This window comes from Halorubrum hochsteinianum (assembly GCF_023702125.1).
In the GTDB taxonomy this organism is placed as follows: Archaea; Halobacteriota; Halobacteria; order Halobacteriales; family Haloferacaceae; genus Halorubrum; species Halorubrum hochsteinianum.
In genome coordinates this window covers 2,675,281-2,690,477 of sequence record NZ_CP098415.1, presented here as the reverse complement: position 1 = coordinate 2,690,477, position 15,197 = coordinate 2,675,281, and the positions used below count along the sequence as shown (strand labels likewise).

The window sequence follows — 15,197 nt, the reverse complement described above, 5'->3', positions numbered from 1 at the left end:
CGGGGATGTGAACACGGCCGAAGCCCCAGCCGGGAGGCGGGCGCACGCTCGCCGCGCTCCTCAGTCGCTCGTTTCACCCGCTCCTTGCGGTGCTCGCGTCGTCATCAGAACACGAAGCGTTCTGATTGGCTCACGAGAGCTCCGCTCTCGTGAACGCCCGCGACCGCCTCGCGACTGCCCCTTCGAGTCCCGCCCCACCGGAAGACGTTCCTGCTCGCTTCGCTGTGCGGGCTGCGACTCCCGTGCTCCCGCTCACTTCGCTCGCGGGAACGCACAGCGGCCGCACCTCACGCCTCCCCAGCCTCGCGGCTCACGGCTCGCGGCTCACGGCTCGCGGCTTTGTCGCTCGCGTTCGCCGCGTCCAGCGAGGGACCTTCGGTCCCTCTGGCAGCCGGCGCGCAGCGCCGGCGACAGCGTGGCGCGACGCGCCACGGGCAGTCGGGCGAAGCCCGACGACCTCGCGCGTGCTGGCTTCGCGCCCTGTCGGGCGCTCGCAGGCACGCGCCATCGTCGATGTTTCGGGGTCTCTTCTTACAGCACGCCCATCTCGCCGAGCCGCTCGGGGAGGTAGGTGTCGGTGACGAAGTCGAGGCCGCGGCTCGCCAGCGACTGCTGTTCGGACTTCTTCCCGATGTCGAGCTGTAGTTCGATCTGCTCCTCCCAGTAGTCGGTCTGGAAGCGCGGGTCCTCCAGCTCGGATTCGAGGGCGTTGATGTCGGAGTCCGAGAGCGGGTCGCTCGGGAGGTCGTACTCCACGATGTCCTCGGGCTGGATCCCGATGAACCGCGCCTCCGGCGTCGCGAGGTACTTCGAGAGGTGCGCGGACTTGATCGAGCCGTACGCCACGGAGCCGTAGATCCGGTACGACCACGGATCGCCGTCCGTGAACACCACCACGGGGAGGTCGAGCTCGTCGCGGAACCGCTTCGTCAGCCGGCGCGTGGCGCGGGCGGGCTGGCCGCCGAGGTGGACGACGAGGGCGTCGTGTGCCTCGTCGAACCCGTTCTCGACGAGCCGGTCGCGCATGCCGCCGGTCTCGACGCAGAGGACGAACTCGGCGTCGTTGTCGAGGAACTCGATCGTGTCCGGGTTGTTTGGGATCTGGTAGCCGCCCTGTCCCACGTCGAGCTGGCAGTGGATCTCGCGGTCGCCGCGGTTGGTCTGCTCGCGGATCTCCAGCGGTCCCATCACCTTCGCGCCGGACTCCTCCGGCCGCATGTGGAAGTCCTCGCGGGTGACGCCCGTGACGATTTCGAGGTCCTCCACGAGGTCGTTCGACTCGTCTTGGCTCTTGAACTGCGCCTCGTCGTTGTCCCACGACTCCGAGAGGTAGTACAGCTCACGCAGCGTCGAGGAGCGGTCGTCGTCCAGCTGGTCGGCGAGGAACTCGATCGTGTACGCCGCCTTCAACAGCTTGCGCGCGCCCCGCACCGAGTTGGCGCTGCGCGTCGAGGTGCGGTCGCCGTACGTCCAGACGCCGCTCTCCTCGTCGTACTCGATGTTGCTCTTCGTCCGCGTGGGGAGCGTCATCTCCGGGATCCTCCCGTCCGCGAACTGGTCGTAGAAGTCCGCGGCCAGGTCGATCAGCTCGTCTCGTGCGTCGCTTTCGGTCGTCATTTAGGCGTTCACCGTCAGTTTCTCCGTCTCCACGCCGCCGACGCTGACCTCGAACTCCGCGTCGCCGTCGACCGCGTACGTCAGTTCCCGCTCGTCGCCCGAGGGCACCTCGGGCTTCCACTGGACGAACCACTCGCCGTCCATGTCCACGGCCGTCCCGTCCGAGAGGTCGGTCGGCTCCGCCGAGACGATGTCCGTGATCTCCAGCTCCTCGTTCACGTCCGAGTGGTTCTCGACCACCAGCGTCACCGTCTCGCCGTTCACCTCGCGCTCGACGCTGACGTTGTTCATGATCCGCGCCAAGGCCCCGTCGATGTCGGGGCGCGACCGGCCCGTCACCTCCGACACCTTGTCGGCCATCTCGGGGAGGATCCGACCGAGGACGTCCTGTTTCTCCCGGCGCTGCTGCATCGAGCGCCGCTTGTTGAGGAACGACTTCAGCTCGCGGGCCGCCTCGCGCACCGCCAGTTCGATCTCGTCTTCGATCTCCGGGACGTTCGCGAGCGCGTCCTTCGACTCGCTCGTGAACGGGACGTTGGTGGAGGCGACGTGGATGCTGATGACCGCCGGCCCGTTCGGCATGCCGGAGCCGCCGGGCTGGTCTAACCCGTAGTTCCGCCAGCCGATCCCCTTGATCACGTCCGTCGTCGCGCACGCGCCGCGCTGGTAGACGAGCGGGACGCGGTTCGCGAACCGCAGCAGTTCGACCGACCCCTCCGACGGGATCTCCCCACCGTAGGCGATGCCGGCCTCGACGATGAAGGGGTCGCCGCCGTGAACGTCGGCGTCGCGGGTCGCGGCCGCGTAGAAGTCGGCGTCGTACTCCTTCCGCAGCCCCGCCTCGACCAGTTCCTCCGTGATCGGCGCGAGGCAGTCGGTCGGCGGCGCGAGGATGTCCGTGGTCCGCATCGCTTCGAGCAGGTCGGCGGCCGCGTCCCGGCTCCCCGCGATCGCCTTCACCTTCGGCGGGTCGTCCGGGACCGTCACCGCCCGCGACCAGAACGCCTCGACGACGTTCTCGCGGGCGGTCTCGCCGAACGTCGCGTCTCGCTGCTCGGCGACGAACGACGCCGCGTCGGCGACGAGCCGTTCGAGGTCGTCGAGCGTGACCCGGAACGCGTCGCCGTCGAGGTTCTCGAACCGGCGCGCCAGCGCCTCGGCCATCGCCTGGATCGCGGCGTCGTCCTTCCGGGTCGACGTCGCGTCGTCGACCAGGGCGTAGATGTCGGGGACGAGCGGGGACTCGATGGTGTCGCCCTCGTCGTCCGCGTCGCCCTCGCCGGACGCGTCGGCCGCGTCTCCGTCCTCGTCGCCGCCGACTCCGGTGACCGCTCGCCACGCGGCGTCGACCGCGTTCTCGCGGACGGTGCCGCCGAACGTCTTGCCCGTGTCGTCCGCGACCGTCTCGGCGACCTCGTCGACGATCGCGGCGACCTCGGACCGGGCGAGCCGGTCGTTGTTCCCGACCGCCTCCGCGACGCCCTCGGCGAAGGCGGTCGTCGCGTCCTTGCCCTTGTTGGCGACCGCCTCGGCCACCGTGCTCGCGACGTCGCGGTCGGCGTGGGCGCGCGGCGGCGACCACGACAGCTCCCGGCCGTAGTACACGTCGCGGAAGTTGTCGATGACCGAGTCGGCGGTCTTCTTGCCGACGCGCGTGAACTCCTCTTGGAGGAATCCGGAGACCGAGTACGACTCGGTCGCCTCCAGCATCTTGATCAGCGACCCGAGTTCGACGCCGTGCGGGTGCGGTCGAATTTCGTGAGTCTCCGCCGGCAGCTCGTCGGTCGCGCGCTCGAACTTCATCGGCTCGTCGAGCCCCGGCTCGCGCAGTTCGAGCCGCGCGTGGGGGTTGACGACCGCCGTGTGTTTCACGTAGTCGTGGAGCTGCTGGCGGGCGCGCATGTTCGCCTCCATCTCCAGCTCGATCCGCGTGCCGTGCGGGCGGTCCCACGTCGTCTCCTCGTCGGTCTGGATCTCCGGCTCGTTCGTGTCCGTGTCGATGATGAGCTCGAAGTACTGCGCCCGCGACTGGCCCTTCGGCCGCGAGGTGATCTTCGCCGGCTGGCCGGAGGTCAGCTGGGAGTAGAGCACGGCCGCCGAGATGCCGATCCCCTGCTGGCCGCGCGACTGCTCGCGGGCGTGGAACCGGCTGCCGTACAGGAGCTTCCCGAACACCTTGGGGAGCTGTTCTTTCGTGATGCCCGGCCCGTTGTCCTCGATGACGAGCCGGTAGTAGTCGCCCACCTCCTCGATCTCGATGTAGATGTCGGGGAGGTAGCCGGCCTCCTCGGTCGCGTCGAGGGCGTTGTCGACCGCCTCCTTGACGGCGGTGACGAGCCCGCGAGCGCCCGAGTCGAACCCGAGCATGTGTTTGTTCTTCTCGAAGAACTCGGCGATGGAGATCTCGCGCTGGCCCTCCGCCAGCTCCTCCGCGATCCCCTCCTCGTCGCCGATCGTCGACTGGAAGGACGTCATTCGGTGTCCCTCCCTTCCACCGAGGCAGTTAAAAACGCACCGGCGGCGCGGTGAAAGTGTATCTCCGCGGCAGACGCCGTCTTGTCGCCCTGTTCGGGAGCGTCTCCCACGGGACGGCGACCTCCGATCCGGCCGACAGGTTTCTCACCGTGACGCCCCTCCGTCGTGACATGACCGACTGGACGGCCGAGGACATGCCGCGGTTGGACGGGAAGACGGTTGTCGTCACGGGGGCGAACAGCGGGCTCGGGTTCGAGGGAACCCGCGCGTTCGCCGCCAAGGGGGCGACCGTCGTGATGGCGTGCCGGAGCGTCGAGCGCGCCGAGGACGCGGCCGCCGAGATCCGCGCCGACGCGGGCGGCGCGGTCGACGGCGACCTCGACGTGCGCGAGTGCGACCTCGCGTCGCTCGACTCCGTGGCGGCGTTCGCCGAGGGGCTCGCCGACGACTACGAGGCGGTCGACGTGCTCTGTAACAACGCGGGCGTGATGGCCATCCCGCGGAGCGAGACCGAGGACGGGTTCGAGACCCAGTTCGGCGTCAACCACCTCGGCCACTTCGCGCTCACCGGCCGGCTCTTTCCGCTCCTCGACGCCGCAGAGGGGATCGGGGGCGACGGGGCGGCGCACAGCGCCGCTGGAAGCCGGACGGAGTCCGGCGACGCGCGCGTCGTCACCCAGTCCTCGGGCGCGCACGAGCAGGGCGAGATGGACTTCACCGACCTCAACTGGGAGCGGTCGTACGGGAAGTGGAAGGCGTACGGGCGCAGCAAGCTGTCGAACCTGCTCTTCGCCTACGAACTCCAGCGGCGGCTCGACGACGCCGAGGACGTAAGCGGCGTCCGGAGCGTCGCCTGCCACCCCGGCTACACCGACACGAACCTCCAGATGCGGACCGCCGACGAGAGCGGGAATCCGCTGATGAAGGTCGGGATGAAGGCCGCGAACGCCGTCCTCGGGCAGGATCCCGATGTCGGCGTCGAACCCATGCTGTACGCCGCGACGGCCGATGTCGACGGCGGCGCGTACGTCGAGCCGGGCGGCCTGATGAACATGCGCGGACATCCGACCGTCGGCCGGTCGAACGACGCCTCCTACGACCGCGAGGACGCTCGGAGGCTCTGGGAGTACTCGACCGAGGCGACCGGCGTCGAGTTCCCGGTCTGACGGGACCGGCGCGGTCGACCGCCTCGCCGACGCGGTGACCGCCTCAGTGGAGCGTCCCCTCCCTGACGTGCGCGTCGTGCGCGAACAGCGCGTACCCCACGTCGACCGCCCGGTGGCCCGTCTCGTCGGCGATCTCGCGGATCGGCCCGATCATCGCGACGTAGTCGCCGGCGTCGAACGACTCCTTGCGCCCGTCGAGGTAGCCCAACCGTTCGAGCGACGCCCAGACCCGAGTGTCGACGACGGCGTGCCGGTCGCCGTCGAGCGCGGCGACCACGCACGACGCGGTCGGCGCTTTGAACCCGGCGAGCCCCGTGATCAGGTGGATCGTCGAGAAGTCACCGTCGACCGCGCGGGCGTTCTCGGTGACCTCCCGACACCGCGCCTCGGGGTTCTTCTCGACGTGGTAGGCGCTCCGCGTCGACGACTCGTAGGCGATCTCGTACAGCTGGTCCCGGGTCAGGTGGCCCTGCGAGCGGTACGTCTCGCCGAACTCGTCGAGCCGTTCGGGGAGGACGCCCTGCGTCTCGGCGTAGCGGTCGAGGTTCTCGGCGACGAACGCGTCGAGGTCGTCCGTGACCGCGTGAGCGTCGTCGTCGTCCGGGGCCGCGTGAGTGTCGTCACCCGCCATGGAGGGCGATCGACGCTCGCCGACCAAAACGGCGGCGCAGTCGCTCGGGGCGTGAATATACGGGAACGCGTTTCGAGAGCTGTCCGAGTCTGCCGGTAGCGGATACCGCCGGGCGAGTTACAGCCGAGTGAGGTTCGTCGCGCGCGGACCCTTGTCCGCCTCCTCGATCTCGAACTCTACCTCCTGTCCCTCCTCGAGGTCCGGGCCGCCGACGTCTTCCATGTGGAAGAACACGTCCTCGTCAGCGTCGTCAGTCTCGATGAATCCGTAGCCGCCGGTGTCGTTGAAGAAGTCGACCTTGCCTGTCGCCATCGCGTCTCAACTGTCTCCCGACGTGCGTATAAGTGTTGCGTGCGCCGCGACCGCCGACCGAAACTCGGACCGAACTCGGCCGATCCGCGCCGATCGCTTTCGATTCCAAAATCCGATCCGCCTCAGACTTTGCTTCCGAATGGGAAAACGCACTAAGGGAGTAGCCCGTAGTACTACCCAAGATGAGCACCAGAACCGCCCACCTCGACATCACGGGGATGAGCTGCGCCAACTGCTCGGCGACCGTCGGCGACGCCGTGGCGTCGCTCGACGGGGTCTCGCGGGCGGACGCGAACTACGCGACCGACGAGGCCAGCGTCGAGTACGACCCGGAGCGGACCTCGCTCGCCGCGATCTACGAGGCGATCGAGGACGCGGGCTACGGGGCCGTCTCCGAGACGGTGACCGTGGCGATCACCGACATGAGCTGTGCGAACTGCGCGGACGCCAACCGCGACGCCATCGAAGCGGTCGACGGGGTCATCGAGGCCGACGTGAACTACGCGACCGACGAGGCGCGGGTGCGGTACAACCCCGCCGACACCTCGCTCTCGGCGCTGTACGACGCCGTCGAGGACGCTGGGTACTCGCCGGTCCGCGAGGACGGCAGCGGCGACGGCGGGGGAGATGGCGGTGAGGGGGCCGACGGCACGGGCGGGGACGGCTCGGACGAGAGCGCGCGCGATGCGGCCCGGAACGCCGAGATCCGCAGGCAGCGCCGGCTGACGCTGTTCGGGGCCGCGCTCTCCGCGCCGCTGCTCTTCTTCATGATCGACGCCCTCCTCCTCGGCGGCGCGGTCGTCCCGGACCGGGTCTTCGGCGTCGGGATCCACTGGGTCGCGTTCGCGCTCGCGACGCCGGTCCAGGTCGTGCTCGGCCGGCCGTTCTACAGGAACTCCTACACGGCGCTCGTCACGAACGGGCGCGCCAACATGGACGTGCTGATCGCGTTGGGCTCCACGACGGCGTACGTCTACTCCGTCGCCGTCCTCCTCGACCTGGTCGCCGGGAGCGTCTACTTCGACACGGCCGCGCTCATCCTCGTCTTCATCACGCTCGGCAACTACCTCGAAGCGCGCTCGAAGGGGCGGGCCGGCGAGGCGCTCCGGAAGCTGTTGGAGATGGAGGCCGACACCGCCACCCTCGTCGACGAGGACGGCGACGAGGAGGAGGTCCCGCTCGACGAGGTCGCCGTCGGCGACCGGATGAAGGTCCGGCCGGGCGAGCGCGTCCCGACCGACGGCGTCGTCGTCGAGGGGCAGTCAGCCGTCGACGAGTCGATGGTCACCGGCGAGTCCGTCCCGGTCGAGAAGACCGAGGGCGACGAGGTCGTCGGCTCGACCGTCAACGAGAACGGGCTCCTCGTGGTTGAGGCGACGAAGGTCGGCGCGGACACCGCCCTCCAGCAGATCGTCCGGACCGTGAAGGAGGCGCAGTCGCGCCAGCCCGACATCCAGAACCTCGCGGACCGCATCTCCGCGTACTTCGTGCCGGCGGTCATCGCGAACGCCCTGCTGTGGGGGGTCGTCTGGTTCCTCTTCCCCGAGACGCTCGCGGCGTTCGTCGACCGGCTCCCGCTGTGGGGACAGGTCGCGGGCGGGCCCGCGCCGGTCGGCGGGGGCGTCTCCGTGTTCGAGTTCGCGGTGGTCGTGTTCGCCTCCTCGGTCCTGATCGCGTGTCCCTGCGCGCTCGGCCTCGCGACCCCGGCCGCGACGATGGTCGGGACCACCATCGGGGCCCGGAACGGCGTCCTGTTCAAGGGCGGCGACGTCCTCGAACGCACGAAGGACGTCGACACCGTCGTCTTCGACAAGACCGGGACGCTCACGCGCGGCGAGATGGAGCTCACGGACGTTGTCGCGGTCGGCGAGGTGCCCGACGGGGGCGCTGTCGTCGAGAGCGGGAGCGAAGCGGCGGCAAGCGAGGACGCGGCGACCGGCGATTCGACGGCGACGGCCGAAGAAGAGGTGCTTCGGCTCGCCGCGAGCGCGGAGCGCGGCAGCGAACACCCCCTCGCCCGCGCCGTCGTCGACGGGGGCGAGGCGCGCGGGCTCGACCTCTCCGACCCCGAGTCGTTCGAGAACGTGCCGGGTCACGGTGTGAGAGCGACCGTGGACGGCGACGAGGTGCTGGTCGGCAACCGGAAGCTGCTGCGCGACGCCGGGATCGATCCCGAGCCGGCCGCGGAGACGATGGAGCGGCTCGAACGCGAGGGGAAGACCGCGATGCTCGTCGCCCGCGTCCCCGCCGGCGCTGACGGCGGGGAGCTCCTCGGCGTCGTCGCCGACGCCGACACGGTGAAACCAAGCGCCGCGGAGGCGGTGAGCCAGCTGCGCGAGCGCGGCGTCGACGTGATGCTGATCACGGGCGACAACGAGCGCACGGCCCGCGCGGTCGCCGAGCGGGTCGGGATCGACCCCGGGAACGTCCGGGCCGAGGTCCTCCCCGAGGACAAGTCCGACGCCGTGGAGACGATCCAAGACGAGGGCCGAAAGGCGATGATGGTCGGCGACGGCGTCAACGACGCCCCGGCGCTCGCGGTCGCGTACGTCGGGACCGCCATCGGCTCGGGGACCGACGTGGCCATCGAGGCCGCCGACGTGACGCTGATGCGGGACGACCCGCTCGACGTCGTGAAGGCGATCCGCGTCTCGGACGCGACGCTCCGGAAGATCAAACAGAACCTCGTGTGGGCGCTCGGCTACAACACCGCGATGATCCCGCTCGCCTCGCTCGGACTACTCCAGCCGGCCCTCGCGGCCGGCGCGATGGCGTTCTCGTCGGTGTCGGTGCTGACGAACAGCCTGCTGTTCCGGCGGTACGACCCCGACCGCGACTACGCGCTCCTCGGCTTCCTCCGGCGCTGATCGACTCGCGGCCGCCACCCCCGCTTCACTTTTGAACGCCGTCCCGAAGCCCCAAGACGGCCCGGGCCGTACCCCGAGGTATGTCGACCCTCCTCGTCGTCGGCGGCAGCGGCTTCATCGGACGCGACGTCTGTCGGTTCGCCGTCCGCGACGGCCACGAGGTCCGCAGCGTGTCGCGGAGCGGTCGCCCCGAGGTCGACGAGGAGTGGGTCGAGGCCGTCTCGTGGACGAGCGCCGACCTCTTCCGCCCGAACGCGTGGCGCGACCGACTCGACGGCGTCGACGCCGTCGTCCACTCGGTCGGAACGCTCACCGAGTCGCCGACGGAGGGCGTCACCTTCGAGCGCGTCAACGGCGACGCGGGCGTTCTCGCGGCCTTAGAAGCCGAGCGCGCCGGCGTCGACGCCTTCGTGTTCCTCTCCGCGGCCGCGAAGCCGCCCGGCGTCCGGAACGCCTACCTGACCGCAAAGCGCCGGACGGAGGCCTCGATAGCCGACCTCGACCTCGACACCGTCGTCCTCCGGCCGGGACCGGTGTACGGCGAGGGACAGCCGCACCTCCCAGGGGTCGCCGACCGCGTCCTCCGGTTCGCCGCGAGCGCGCCGCCGATCGCGTCCCGGCTCGGCGAGTCGCGGCCGCTCGCCGTCGGCACCGTCGCGCGCGCCGCGTATCGCGCCGCGCTGGACCCGGGCGAGCGGCTGCTCGACGTCTCGGACATCCGCGACCTCGCCGACTGACCGACCGAACGGAAGAGAGCGGTCCGACTCAGCGCGCGCTGCGTTCCTTCGCCATCTCCAGCGAGATGAAGAAGCCGAAGTAGGCCGGGATCCCCGCGAGCATGAACATGTACAGGACCCACTGCGGGGCCGTCGAGAAGGCGACGTTGTACAGCGCCGACGCGAGCCCCACCCACACGAGCGCGAACAGCAGGTCCTGTAACATTCCGGTCCCGTTCTCGCTGAGCACGTGCCGGGCGCGGTCGGCGACGCTCGGGTCGGTCGGCTCGTCGTCCGGCGGCTCTGCGGCGTCCGAGTCGGGCATGAGGTGAGTGTGTGCGGAGGGGGTACGTCGGTGTTGCGGAATCGCGCGCCGTCGACCGCGCGACGGAGCGATTCATCGACTGCCGAGGCGGCCGCGCTCGTCGGGGGTCGGTCCCCGTCGAGGCGGTGTCAGTTCCCGTCGAGGCGGTGTCAGTCCTCCTCGAGGTAGTCGACGACGAGGACGGGGACGTGCGTCGAGCGCAGGGTGCGCTCCGTCACGCTGCCGAGCAGCGCGCGGCGCACGCCGGCCCGGCCGTGGCTCCCCATCACGATGAGGTCGATGCCGTGGTCCTCGGCGTAGTTGGCGATCACCTTGTGGGGTCGGCCGCCGGAGACGTGTTCGACGACGTCGACGCCGCGCTCGTCGCCGCGGTCGGCGACCACGCCGGTGGCCTCGTCGGCCTGGTCTTTCAGCTCTCCCATCTCGTCGAACCGGCCCTGCTTGAGCCGGTCGACCTGCTCGGTCCCGAGACTGAAGTTCACCGAGTCGATGTCGACCACGTACAGCGCGTGGACCTCGGCGTCGTACCGCTCCGCGAGGTCGAGCGCGTGGTCGACGGCGGCCTCCGCGACGTCGCTACCGTCCGTGGGGACGAGGATGCGTTCGTACATGGATTACTCCGACTCCTCCGTGACTTCGTCGTCAACTGCGCGGTCGCCCTCGGCGGCCGCGCCGTCAACTGCGCGGTCGCCCTCGGCGGCCGCGTCGTCAACTGCGCGGCCGCCGTCCGTCGCCACGTCCTCGCCGCCGTCCGCGGCGACGACGTCCTCGGCGGTCTGCTGCTGTCCCATCGGTTCGGGGCTGTGACACTGCCGGACGATCCGCTTCGTCTCCAGCGACGGCTCGTCGGTCGCCATCGAGACGACGATGGTGACGACGAACACGACCGGGAGCGTGATGAGCGCCGAGCCGATGGCGGGCATCCACGTCGCCAGCCCGGCCGACAGCGGCGCTTCGAGGGAACTGACGTACGTCGGGACGATCTGGTTGATCATCGGGATCGACCAGAGCGTCAGTCCCGTCGTCATGCCGGCGAGCGCGCCCTGCCGGTTGGCGTTCTCCCACCACATGCCGAGGAAGAACATCGGGAACAGGACGGAGCCGGCGAGCGAGAACGCGTAGCCGACGAGCGCCGCGATCGACGACGCGGGGTTGAGCGCTGCCAGCGTGGTCAGCGCGCCCAGCGCGACGATCGAGAGGCGACCGACCAGGATCTGCTGGCGTTGCGTCGCGTCCTCGTTGATGATGTTCGTGTAGATGTCGTGGCTGATCGCCGACGAGCCGGCGATGAACAGCCCGGCGACCGTCGCGATGGCGGCGGCGATACCGCCCGCCGCGACGATGCCGACGAACCAGTCCGGGAGCCCGGACAGCTGTGCCGCCAGCACGACGATGACCTCGCTGGCCGCGCCCGTCATGCCGGGGTCGCCGTACGTCGCGCCGACGTTCTGCGAGTAGAGGTCCGTACCGAACGCCGCGAACGCCGGGGCGCTCCAGTACAGGATACAGATGAAGAACAGCCCCCAGACCGTCGACCAGCGGGCCGTCCGCTCGCTCTCGACCGTGTAGAACCGGACGAGCACGTGCGGCAACCCGCAGGTCCCGACGATGAGCGAGAAGGTCGTGGCGACCCACAGGTAGTAGCTCGACGAGGCGAACGGCTCGGAGAACTCGCTGCCGAGCTGGCTGATCAGCGCGCCGTACTCGAGCTGCGGTAACACCGTGGAGTAGCCGTTGGTGTAGCCGACGACGAACAGCCCGACGACGAACGCCAAGATGAGGATGACGTACTGGACCGCCTGGTTCTTCGTCGCGCCCAGCATCCCGGACAGCGTCAGGTAGCCGACGGTGACGACCATCATCGCCACCACCATCACCTGGTACCCGTCGAGGCCGGGGATGAGTCCGCCGTAGTCGCCGAAGATGTACAGTCCGACCAGCGCCATCCCCTTCGCCTGCCCGATGGCGTAGACGAAGCCGATGAGGAACGTCGTCACCGCCGCGATGGCGCGCGCGGTGTCGGAGTTGAACCGGTCGCCGACGAAGTCCGGCGCGGTGTACTTCCCGAACCGGCGCAGCTGCGCCGCGAGGAAGATGAGCAGGATGAAGTAGCCCGTCGTCCAGCCGACGACGTACACGAGCCCGTAGAACCCCGCGAGCGCGATCGAGGCCGCCATGCCGAGGTAGGAGGCGGCGGACATCCAGTTCGCCCCGATCGCCATCCCGTTCTCGACGTTCCCGATCGAGCGGCCGGCGACCCACATGTTCTCCGTGTCGGCGACGCGGAAGACGAATCCGATGGTGAGGAACAGCCCCAGCATCGCGATCACGAGGATCGACGGCGCGAGCTTGAACGAGATGTCGAGCGCCTCCGGCAGGAGGTCGCTCTGTAGGAGGAGCGACGCGGCCGTCATTCGTCGGTCCCTCCGTCGGTCGCCGCGACGTCACCGTGCTCGATGCCGTACTTCTCGTCGAGCGCGTCCCGCTTCCGGGAGTACCAGAACGCGAGGATGAGCGCGCTGGTCGGCGCGCCGAACGCGACGAGGAAGTAGTGAAGCGGGAACTGTAAGATCGGCATCGGGCTCGTCATCACGCCGGGCGCGAAGTTCGTCAGCGTCACCGGACCCCACACCGCGAGGACCCAGACGGCGAACCCGGACCAGACGATGCGGAGGTGATCCCGCATGTACGGCGTGCTCGGGTTTAGGATGTTCACTTCCGCCCCGAGGTAGTCGGTGTCGTTGTGCGTCTGTGCCGCGCCGGTCGCGACGCCGCCGTCGGTGGCCGCGTCGTCAGTTGCGCGGCCACCATCGGTCGCCGCGTCGTCAGTTGCGCGGCCACCATCGGTCGCCGCGTCGTCGGCTGCGCGGCCGCCGGTAGCGGTGGCGTCGTCTCGTTCGCGTGAGTTATTATCTGTCATGTTTTGGCGTGTGTTTGTGTGGTATTTTCGTGATGTTTGTCGTCGTGTCGCCCGTCGTGGTCGTGTTCGGAACGGACGAAAACGGGCCGCCGAGCGCTACTCGGCGTTGGCCTTCTGCTGGATCTCCTCGACGATCTCGGGGTTCCGAAGCGTGCTCGTGTTCCCGAGCTCCTCGCCGTCGGCGATGTTTTCGAGCAGGCGACGCATGATCTTCCCGGAGCGCGTCTTCGGCAGGTCCGGGGTGAACACGACCTGTTCGGGCCGCGCGATCGGGCCGATCGCGTCCTCGACGCCCGCGACGATCGCGTCGCGGAGCTCGTCGGTGCCCTCGTAGCCGTCCTCGGTCGTCACGTACGCGTAGACGGCCTCGCCTTTGATGTCGTGGTTCCCGCCGACGACGGCCGCCTCGGCGACGCCCTCGACGCCGACGATGGCGGACTCGATCTCCATCGTCCCCAGCCGGTGGCCGGAGACGTTGAGCACGTCGTCGACGCGGCCGAGGACGGTGATGTAGCCGTCCTCGTCGATCTTCGCGCCGTCCTCCGGGAAGTACACCCAGTCGTCGGGGTCGTCGCTGTCGGTGTCCGAGTACTCAGCCCAGTACTCCTCGATGTAGCGCTCGTCGTTGTTGTACAGCGTCCGGAGCATCCCCGGCCACGGCTTCTGGACGGTGAGATATCCGGCCTTGCCCGGCTCAACCTCGTCGCCGAGCGTGTCGAGGATCTGGACGTCGAGTCCCGGCAGCGCCGGGCCCGCCGCGCCGGGCTTCATGTCCTTCACGCCGGGCAGCGTCGTCACCATCATCCCGCCCGTCTCGGTCTGCCACCACGTGTCGACGATAGGGCACTCCTTGTTCCCGATGTGCTGGTAGTACCACTTCCACGCGCGCGGGTTGATCGGCTCGCCGACCGTGCCGAGCAGCCGCAGCGAGGAGAGGTCGTGGCGGTCCGGGAACTGCTCGCCCCACTTCATGAACGCCCGGATGGCCGTCGGGGCGGTGTACAGCTGGGTCGCCTCGTGCTCCTCGACGATCTCCCAGAGGCGGTCGCGCTCCGGGTGGTCGGGCGTCCCCTCGTACATCATCGTCGTCGTCCCGAGCGAGAGCGGGCCGTAGACGATGTACGAGTGGCCGGTGATCCAGCCGATGTCGGCCGAACAGAAGTACGTGTCATCCGGCTCGATGTCGAGGACCGACTGCGAGGTCCACGACACCCACGAGAGGTAGCCGCCGGTCGTGTGTTTCACGCCCTTCGGCTCCCCCGTCGTCCCGGAGGTGTACATCAGGAACAGCATGTCCTCGGCGTCGCGCGTGACCGGCTCGACTTCCGCGCCCTCGTGTTCGGCCACGAGGTCGCCGTAGTCGATCTGGTCGTCGCCGAGGTCGTGACCGAAGTCGTCGCCGTTCGGACCGAGGCGGTCGACGACGACCGTGGTCGTGTCGTGCTCGACGTCCGCGAGCCCCTCGTTCGCCTTGTCGAGGTGGTCGAGCGGGTCGCCGCGGCGGTAGTAGCCGTCGCAGGTGACGAGGTACTCCGACTCCGCGGAGTTCATCCGCGTCGCGAGCGCGTCGGCCGAGAACCCGGCGAACACGACGCTGTGCGGCGCGCCGATGCGCGCACAGGCCAGCATCGCGATCGGTAGCTCCGGGATCATCGGCATGTACATCGTGACGACGTCGTCCTCCTCGACGCCCTGCTCCCGAAGGGCGGCCGCGAACTCGTTGACCTCGCGGTGGAGTTCCTCGTACGTGTACGTGCGGTCGTCCTCGTCGACCGGCTCGCCGACCCACTCGATGGCGGCCTCGTCGCCGCGCTCGTCGAGGTGTCGGTCGAGGCAGTTCGCCGACGCGTTCAGCTCGCCGCCCGTGAACCACTCGTAGAAGGGCGGGTTGCCGTCGTCGAGCACCTGGTCGTAGTCGGTTTCCCACTCCAGCAGGTCGGCGGCCGCCTCCCAGCACTCGGGCCAGTTCTCCTCGAACTCCTCGTATATCTCCGGGTCGGAGACGTTCGCCTGCTCGACGAACGACTCCGACGGCTCGAATACCTCCTGTTCCGCCAGTCTCGCTTCCAGTTGGCCGTCTCCCTCTGTCATGGTACGGTCGTATCCAACCGATATCGGCATATAAACGCTGACGCTAAATACGAAAAATCGTGACAGACTACCGTCGA

The 15,197-nt window shown here is 69.2% G+C and carries 12 protein-coding genes; 3 read left to right on the top strand and 9 right to left on the bottom strand.

Annotated features, from left to right (window positions below; all coding sequences use genetic code 11):
• Positions 1-531: 531 nt before the first annotated feature.
• Positions 532-1,617, bottom strand: coding sequence for a DNA topoisomerase IV subunit A (locus tag NAF06_RS13590; RefSeq protein ID WP_008581302.1), 1,086 nt, complete (start codon positions 1,615-1,617; stop codon positions 532-534).
• Positions 1,618-4,092 (bottom strand): DNA topoisomerase VI subunit B, encoded by a 2,475-nt coding sequence (locus NAF06_RS13585; RefSeq protein WP_251106165.1) that lies wholly within the window; start codon positions 4,090-4,092, stop codon positions 1,618-1,620. It abuts the gene before it with no gap.
• A 170-nt stretch (positions 4,093-4,262) separates the two neighbouring features.
• Between NAF06_RS13585 and NAF06_RS13580 the strand changes: the two genes are divergently transcribed.
• A complete protein-coding gene (locus tag NAF06_RS13580) occupies positions 4,263-5,258 on the top strand; it encodes an SDR family NAD(P)-dependent oxidoreductase (protein ID WP_008581277.1) in 996 nt (331 codons plus the stop codon).
• A 43-nt stretch (positions 5,259-5,301) separates the two neighbouring features.
• Here NAF06_RS13580 and NAF06_RS13575 read toward each other — a convergent pair whose 3' ends face one another.
• Together NAF06_RS13575 and NAF06_RS13570 are read right to left on the bottom strand one after the other, a co-directional pair.
• Positions 5,302-5,889 (bottom strand): hypothetical protein, encoded by a 588-nt coding sequence (locus NAF06_RS13575; protein ID WP_008581275.1) that lies wholly within the window; start codon positions 5,887-5,889, stop codon positions 5,302-5,304.
• A 117-nt stretch (positions 5,890-6,006) separates the two neighbouring features.
• Positions 6,007-6,201: a cold-shock protein gene (locus tag NAF06_RS13570; RefSeq protein WP_004045866.1), complete on the bottom strand. Its 195-nt coding sequence runs from the start codon at positions 6,199-6,201 to the stop codon at positions 6,007-6,009.
• Positions 6,202-6,383: 182 nt separating this feature from the next.
• Here NAF06_RS13570 and NAF06_RS13565 point away from each other — a divergent pair, with 182 nt between their 5' ends.
• Both NAF06_RS13565 and NAF06_RS13560 read left to right on the top strand, forming a co-directional pair.
• Positions 6,384-9,068 (top strand): heavy metal translocating P-type ATPase, encoded by a 2,685-nt coding sequence (locus tag NAF06_RS13565; protein WP_008581273.1) that lies wholly within the window; start codon positions 6,384-6,386, stop codon positions 9,066-9,068.
• 80 nt (positions 9,069-9,148) lie between these two features.
• Complete coding sequence (locus NAF06_RS13560; protein WP_008581272.1) at positions 9,149-9,805, top strand: SDR family oxidoreductase; 657 nt, start codon at positions 9,149-9,151, stop codon at positions 9,803-9,805.
• A 28-nt stretch (positions 9,806-9,833) separates the two neighbouring features.
• On the opposite strand, the gene NAF06_RS13555 is transcribed toward NAF06_RS13560, so the two are convergent.
• From NAF06_RS13555 to acs, 5 genes are all read right to left on the bottom strand, one after another.
• Positions 9,834-10,109 carry a DUF8119 family protein gene (locus NAF06_RS13555; RefSeq protein WP_008581271.1) on the bottom strand — a complete coding sequence of 92 codons (276 nt, stop codon included), beginning with the start codon at positions 10,107-10,109 and terminating at the stop codon, positions 9,834-9,836.
• A gap of 149 nt (positions 10,110-10,258) precedes the next feature.
• Positions 10,259-10,720 carry a universal stress protein gene (locus NAF06_RS13550; protein WP_008581268.1) on the bottom strand — a complete coding sequence of 154 codons (462 nt, stop codon included), beginning with the start codon at positions 10,718-10,720 and terminating at the stop codon, positions 10,259-10,261.
• 3 nt (positions 10,721-10,723) lie between these two features.
• Positions 10,724-12,523 (bottom strand): VC_2705 family sodium/solute symporter, encoded by a 1,800-nt coding sequence (locus NAF06_RS13545; protein ID WP_008581266.1) that lies wholly within the window; start codon positions 12,521-12,523, stop codon positions 10,724-10,726.
• Complete coding sequence (locus tag NAF06_RS13540; protein WP_008581265.1) at positions 12,520-13,029, bottom strand: DUF4212 domain-containing protein; 510 nt, start codon at positions 13,027-13,029, stop codon at positions 12,520-12,522. Before NAF06_RS13540 ends, NAF06_RS13545 begins: the two co-directional genes overlap by 4 nt.
• 96 nt (positions 13,030-13,125) lie before the next feature.
• Positions 13,126-15,120 carry an acetate--CoA ligase gene (gene acs / locus NAF06_RS13535; protein ID WP_008581263.1) on the bottom strand — a complete coding sequence of 665 codons (1,995 nt, stop codon included), beginning with the start codon at positions 15,118-15,120 and terminating at the stop codon, positions 13,126-13,128.
• Positions 15,121-15,197 lie beyond the last annotated feature (77 nt).